This window comes from Bacteroidales bacterium (assembly GCA_017521245.1).
GTDB lineage: Bacteria > Bacteroidota > Bacteroidia > Bacteroidales > G3-4614 > Caccoplasma_A.
This window is the reverse complement of sequence record JAFXDI010000033.1, coordinates 1-6,696: the sequence shown is the minus strand read 5'-3', so window position 1 is coordinate 6,696 and position 6,696 is coordinate 1. Positions and strand designations below refer to the sequence as shown.

Annotated in this window: 5 protein-coding genes; 3 read left to right on the top strand and 2 right to left on the bottom strand. The window is 37.2% G+C overall.

The genetic code is table 11. The annotated features are described in order from the left end of the window. The coding region (locus IKK64_05920; protein MBR4119600.1) for a secretion protein Por at window positions 1-540 on the bottom strand (540 nt) is incomplete at its 3' end. 374 nt (window positions 541-914) lie between these two features. Continuing rightward, window positions 915-4,724 (bottom strand): T9SS type A sorting domain-containing protein, encoded by a 3,810-nt coding sequence (locus tag IKK64_05915; GenBank protein ID MBR4119599.1) that lies wholly within the window; start codon window positions 4,722-4,724, stop codon window positions 915-917. Between the two features lie 184 nt (window positions 4,725-4,908). Here IKK64_05915 and ssb point away from each other — a divergent pair, with 184 nt between their 5' ends. Genes ssb through IKK64_05900 form a run of 3 tightly spaced genes read left to right on the top strand, consistent with a single transcriptional unit; the run spans window position 4,909 to window position 6,569 of the window. Continuing rightward, window positions 4,909-5,325 (top strand): single-stranded DNA-binding protein, encoded by a 417-nt coding sequence (gene ssb / locus IKK64_05910; GenBank protein ID MBR4119598.1) that lies wholly within the window; start codon window positions 4,909-4,911, stop codon window positions 5,323-5,325. A 59-nt stretch (window positions 5,326-5,384) separates the two neighbouring features. After that, entirely contained in the window at window positions 5,385-5,948 is a 564-nt protein-coding gene (locus IKK64_05905) for a hypothetical protein (GenBank protein MBR4119597.1), read from the top strand. A 3-nt stretch (window positions 5,949-5,951) separates the two neighbouring features. Continuing rightward, the gene (locus IKK64_05900) at window positions 5,952-6,569 is read left to right on the top strand and encodes a 4'-phosphopantetheinyl transferase superfamily protein (protein MBR4119596.1); all 618 of its coding nucleotides are present in this window, start codon (window positions 5,952-5,954) and stop codon (window positions 6,567-6,569) included. The last annotated feature ends 127 nt before the right edge of the window (window positions 6,570-6,696 follow it).

The window sequence follows — 6,696 nt, the reverse complement described above, 5'->3', positions numbered from 1 at the left end:
TGTTGTCAAGGCGTTGATGTTTGATCCGTGTCCACCGTCACTTGGTGTTGGTGCTGCTCCAAAAGGAACTGATGCTACAACGCCTGATCGTACTCCATTTTTGTGACAAACGTCAAGGAACGCTGCCGGTGCTTGAATCATAGGTGCTGTCCAGTTTCCGTAAATATCGGTATAACTCCACATTGAATATACCTCTCCGCCAAACCAATATGAAGGGATACCATTCCAGTTTCCATTATTGGCTTCACCAAGAGGACACCACCACAATAGTTTTCTTTCAGGATTAAGATCCTCTTTTACTTGAGTTTTTGTAAACACAAAACGCTCACGAGGTTTTACACGAGAAATAAAGAATTGCTCGTTTTCTGCTGCTTCACTATCTCCGCTATAAAGGGCTGTGCCCGGAGACCAATTCTGATATGCAGTGTACCAAGGAGTTGAACCTCCTATCTTCACATATTGCTCATGCGTAGCTCTTGATTGCGCTGAAGCAATAGCACACACTGCAACAAACAATGAAAGTAAATTTAGCCTTTTCATTCTGTACAGTTTTTTTGTTAATAATTAGTATGTATTTCGTTAATATGTATTTATAATTATCAAAATATCAAATATTTAGTTAGAACTCTACCTTTTTGAGCATCTAATATATTTCAACTCTTCAATAATTAATTATATTTATATAGGCACACCTATTCATTATGGTGCAAATATAGTGAATAGTTTTGGAATAGCAAATACTTAATATTTTTTTTCTATTATTGTTATCTGTTTTTTATTGGAAAGTTTAAACTAATGGGCGATATAACAAAAAGAGATTAAATCTGTGCTTTGCACAAAATAGGGGTGCAGAATCTCTGCACCCCTATAAAAAGTTATGGTAAAGCTATTAATTCGTATCCGACAGCTAAAAACTATTTTTTAGCTACTTTCATAACTTTTAGTAATCCACCCTCACCTTTAACTTTAATGAAGTAGATACCATTCTCGCCATTAACAGCGATAGGATAAATCTCTCCCGCAGTTACTGAAAGCGATGCTTGGTCAAGCATACGACCTGCGTTGTCATATATCTCAACTGTGTAAACGCCATCCTCTACGAAACTTAAATATACTTCGTTCTCAAATGGGTTAGGGAATGCTTTCATCATATCCTCCACAGCTACATCCTCTATACCTGTTGGCATAACATTCACAACCTCAATGGTTTTTGTATCTGAACCCCATCCGTTAGAGAGTATCAATGTTGCAGGGAATTGTCCCTCTTTTGAATATATAGCTTCAGCATTTCCACTTGCTTTATCACCTGATGAAGAGAGTACACTTGCTCCTTTTATTTTCCAAGTAGGCAATGTTTCAATCTTATAGTTTGTTCCTGAGATAAATGGAGCTCCTGCTGCATACGAAACATTTTCAACAGCATATTGTACATTTTCTCTTTCTGCTGGATCATACTTATAAGCTTTCATTGATTTATTATATCCATTACTTGCCATAGAATTATCTGCTTGAGCCTCACTTTCAAAATCCCAATATCCAATAAAATTAGGATCACTTACATTTGTTGTGTGCTTCATTGACTCTTTAACCTCATTAGCAGTAAGAGTTTTCTTATACAGACGAACCTCATCAATTGTTCCGTCTATACCTGCGCGTTCCGATGCACGACCACCAATCATAATCACGTTTGATGATCTCCAATCATACAAACTCATAGAAGCTGTTGCAGAACCAACAAGATTTCCGTTTATATAAAGATCAAGAGTTCTGTTATTTGTGTAACCCATACACATTGCTACATGATACCATGTTTGAGGTTTAAATACAAAGTCACGAGATACTTGTAGTGCCTCTCCTGCATTAGAACTCAAACGATAGTGGAACATAAGGTTGTTCAAATGATATGAGTTGCTTTGGTCATCCAATTGTCCTTCTGGTGTTAATTGGCTCCATATATATCCCCACTCTCCATTAGGATAAGCATCTCCGGGAGAACGGACATTCAACAATTGAGTTCCTGATTTTTCGTGGTTAATAGAGTTGAAATATACCCAGAATGTTACAGAGAAAGGTGTTTGTGCATTAAATCCAAGATTATCACATGGTATTCCAAATGCTTTTTCTCCAAGTGCAAAACCGCGTGAAACATATCCGTCTGCATCTTCACGACCAGTATATGAGAAAGTTACCTCTTCGCCTATCTCAGCATACTGTTGACCTGGCTCATGCTCGGTATCATCTTCATCATAAACCAATCCTTTCTCGGTACTCATTGTAAATGTTTTTATCTCGGGCAACGCACCCACAGATAAAGGTGAAATTTGAATTCTTCCACGATATACCTCAGTATTACCATTAACTGTTAAATATAAGTCATAAAGACCTTCTTCGCTTAACGATGTTGTAAATGAGTTCGCATTGAATGTTCCTTTTACTGCATCATTCTCTGATGCCTTAATTACCCATGTTGCAGCGGGGTGTGTTGGATCATCAAATGCAACGGTAAACTTCTCGCCTGCTTTGATGATTGGCTTATCTATTGAGAATCCTTCTAACACAGTTGCAGCAGGCACAGTCATCCATGAACCCCAAGCAATATCACTTTGGGTTTTTCCATCCATTGATACAGCTGCCACACCCATACGGAATTTACCGCCTTTTTGTACATCATATGGAGCTCCTACTACGTATGCTGCCCATGATGTTGTTGCTGTACATAATACTGCTTCTGCTCCCTCTTGTTGTGTATATATTTTGTATAATGAAGTTTTTACATCTGAGTTATAGATTGGATCCCATGCATTAGCCACACTATAATAGCTACTCATATCAAAGAATATCTTTGCATCAACTCCTTTATATGTAACAGCCATAATTTTTGAATCATCCACTGAAGGAGTTCCTGGTACATCACTTGAACCTCTTGTTATTGAAATCTCTCCTATCAACACTTTAAAGTCTGATGATGTGTTTTCAAATTTCAATCCTAACAAAGCAAGAGTCTCTCCTCCTAATTTAAGAGTTCTACCTGAAACTTTTATTGATTTCTCAACCCAAGTATCCTCATCTGCTACTGCATTTGATACAATAACTGCCGATACCTCAGTTGTTGGTTTACTTTCAGTTGATGTTGTCAATTTCATTGAACCTGTTCCAGATACTACTTTATAACGAATGGTGAATTTATCGTTACTCATAATATCATATTTGGTCTTGAACAGTTGCAAATATGATACACTTGTTGCTCCTGTAATTTGCAAACAAGAACCACCAAACCAAGCATCGTCCCAAGAGAACTCAGCTGTCATATCAGTTGAAACATCTGTTGCATTTTTACCCATAAAGGTTTTTGTCCACCACCAACGCCATGTTGGCATATAATCTTGGATTCCTAAATTATACCACTCTTTATCAAATGTTGTTACACCATCCTCTTTGAAGAACATTCCGTTACCCAAATTAAAGTATGTAACAAATGGGTCACCTGCCAATGTTCCATCACCATATTGAGGAGTCATAGAACTACGAGCAGTAATGAAAGTAGAGAATCCCCAGAAATCAGTTGATGTAGAAGTATGCCAGTGTCTGTTATTTAAAGCAGGAGTATTAGCAGGGTTATAATTTGCTCCAGAGAATACATTCTCCGAAATCAATTGATATGTCTTTTGCATTTGAATAGGGTTCGCTCCCAACTCTCCACGAGACTCATAAATCATATTCATATTATGAGCGCCCCAAATTCCAAGAGAGATTTGAGAAGGACCAAGATCACCCCAATATGCAGAACTTGAACCTTGGTAATCTATTCCGGCATATACATCATAAGATGAACGTCCACAACTATTTGCTGTATTCTTTGAGGTATTAAGTGATGATGTACTGAATCCATAATTCATAAAATATGCATTACTTGTTGGATAGCCATTATAGTGGAACCAATCTTTGTTTTCAGAAGTTAACGCAAGACTTCCTCCACATTGTCCGCCATTAGTCATTAAAGAGTACCAACAATTGTGGAAGTTAGGCCAACCTTTCTCATCCTTGTATCTAAAACAGTTTGAAAGGAAGTTTTTCATCTCTGTTGAGAAACTTGTTGGTGAGAATGTAAACTCAGAGTTAAATCCAATTCCATCAATTCCATAGTAACGCAAATAACGCAAGAACTTCTCATATCCGCCATCAATCAAAGCCGAGAAGTTTGCTCCATGAGGAACATCTGTTTTTGAAACATACGAAGCCCAAGGCACAGATGCAAGAGTAGAAGTTAAGACACCGTTTTTATGACATACGTCCATCATTGCAGCAGGCATACGCACAAAAGGAGCAGTCCAGTTTCCAAAAATGTCGGTATAACTCCACATTGTCCAAACCTCTCCACCAAACCAATAAGTAGGCAAAGCATTCCATCCCTCAGAGCCAATAGGACACCACCAAAGGAATTTACGATTAGGATCTTTACTCTCATTAATTTGTGTTCCGGTAAATGTAAAACGCTCACGAGGTTTTACACGCGAAATAAAGAACTCATCATTCTCCGCTGCTGTTGTATGAAGACCTTGGTATAAAGGCTTTGTACCTATCTGGCTTATATCCAAAGCACGATAAGCAGTACTCCATTCCACACCCTCAGCAGCATAGTCAACATACTTCTCATGCGATGGCTGTGCCAAAACATAAGAGGTTGAAATTGCTAACAATGCAAAAAATAAAGTAATTTTTCTCATAAAATAATAAATTTAGTTGTTACTATATTGTTGTTTTTAACACAAATTAAATGCGCATATTACTCCATATTGCAAAAATAGAAAATATTTATAAATAAATACAATTTTTTAGACAAACTATTTTATTTTTCTCTCTCTTTTTTATACTTTAGCAGATAATAAACCAATAAAAGATATATAAGATATGGCTGTTAATAAAGTAATTCTTGTGGGCAACGTAGGCAAAGATCCCGAAGTTAGGTATGTAGAGAGTAATGTAGCAGTAGCAAATTTCCCGTTGGCAACAAGCGAAAGAGGTTATACCTCTCGCTCAGGAGTTCAAATTCCCGAACGCACCGAGTGGCACAATATAGTGCTTTGGCGAGGATTGGCAGAGGTGGCTGAAAAATATGTAAAGAAAGGCACACAACTATATATTGAAGGAAAACTTCGCACTCGTTCATGGACAGATAGCAATAACGTTGTAAGATACACCACTGAGATATATGCCGACAATATGGAAATCTTAAGCCGTAGAGACACAAATAATACTCAAGCGTCTCAAGAGCAAACAGCAGTAGAGACACCTGCGGCTGAGGAGAGCGATGAACTTCCATTCTAGTTGTCAGCAATCAGCTATTAGCTATTACTCCAATTGGTCATATTGTAGCTAATAAGATTATGAAAAGCATAGGAGTTATAGTAATAACATCATTAATGTTTGTAATATTTGGGTGCGACAAAAAAACCGCACCCAAACCTATTGCATACCAACACATTGAGAATATAACAACAGCTTACGCTCCGCATAACGTAAACACATTTCCGCTACAATTTGATATTTCTGATGGAGCTATTGCCGAAGACAACAAACAAAACAAAGGGTGGATTAATATAAAATACCCCAAATATAATGCAACAATATATTGTTCGTATATTGAGAGTAATGATATAGAAAAAGAGATAGCAAAGAGCAGAGAATTGGTATATGTTCACTCAAAGCACTCTTCAGGAATAACAACACTCAACTACAACGACACCACAAAAAGAATTTGTGCAGAACTTTATATATTAAATGGCAATGTAGCCACTCCATTACAATTCATAGCAACAAACAATAGCTCATATATTTTCAGGGGGGCACTATATTTCAACACACAAGTTAATACCGACTCTATTGCCCCCATTGTAGAGTATCTGCAAAACGACATTGCACAAATCATTGAAAGCATAAAACCCCAATAGAATATGGCACTTGCAGAAGTAATAAAAACTGGATGTGCCAATATTGCCATTTGGCACAAAACCGAAACAGTTGAGGAGTTAAAAGAGATACTGGAGGACAATGATATATTTAACAAAATTAAGACAAGCTACTCAAACACTAAACGACAAACAGAGCAACTAATCTCACACATACTCATAAAGCATCTGTTAGGCCAAGTAAAAGAGATAAAACACCGTTCAAATGGCGCACCTTACATAGAAAATTGTGAGAATAAATTTATATCTATATCCCATAGCAAAAAAAGCATAGCAGTTGCAATAAGCGAAAAGCCAATAGGGATAGACTTGGAGGAGATTGACCGCAAACAATATTCACTACACAAAAAATTTACTACCACAAACGAACAACTTTGGATTGAGAGTAGCGACAATAAGCAACTAATATCAGCAATAATATGGTCTGCAAAGGAGGCTATATATAAACTTGCCAATATAGAAAAACTACTCTTTGAAAGCGAGATAGAGATAGCCCCATTTAACCCCACTAAAGAGAGTAATTTTATAGCAACTTACCGAGGCAAAGTTGTCAATTGTCAGTTTTCATCTGGCAGTTGTCAGTTGTTAGTTGTCAGTTGTTAGTTAACGAACATACGTTCGTTGAATCTGCTCACGCTCGGCAAAGTTTAAGTAAACTTATTTTGCCCTCGCTTAACCGCAGATTTGTCAGTTGTTAGTTAACGAACATACGTTCGTTGAATCTGCTCAC

What these genes read in the sequence shown, in the direction of transcription:
- IKK64_05905 (MBR4119597.1), top strand. Translation starts at nt 5,385, where the DNA reads ATGAAAAGCATAGGAGTTATAGTAATAACATCATTAATGTTTGTAATA.
- ssb (MBR4119598.1), top strand. Translation starts at nt 4,909, where the DNA reads ATGGCTGTTAATAAAGTAATTCTTGTGGGCAACGTAGGCAAAGATCCC.
- IKK64_05915 (MBR4119599.1), bottom strand. Translation starts at nt 4,724, where the DNA reads ATGAGAAAAATTACTTTATTTTTTGCATTGTTAGCAATTTCAACCTCT.
- IKK64_05900 (MBR4119596.1), top strand. Translation starts at nt 5,952, where the DNA reads ATGGCACTTGCAGAAGTAATAAAAACTGGATGTGCCAATATTGCCATT.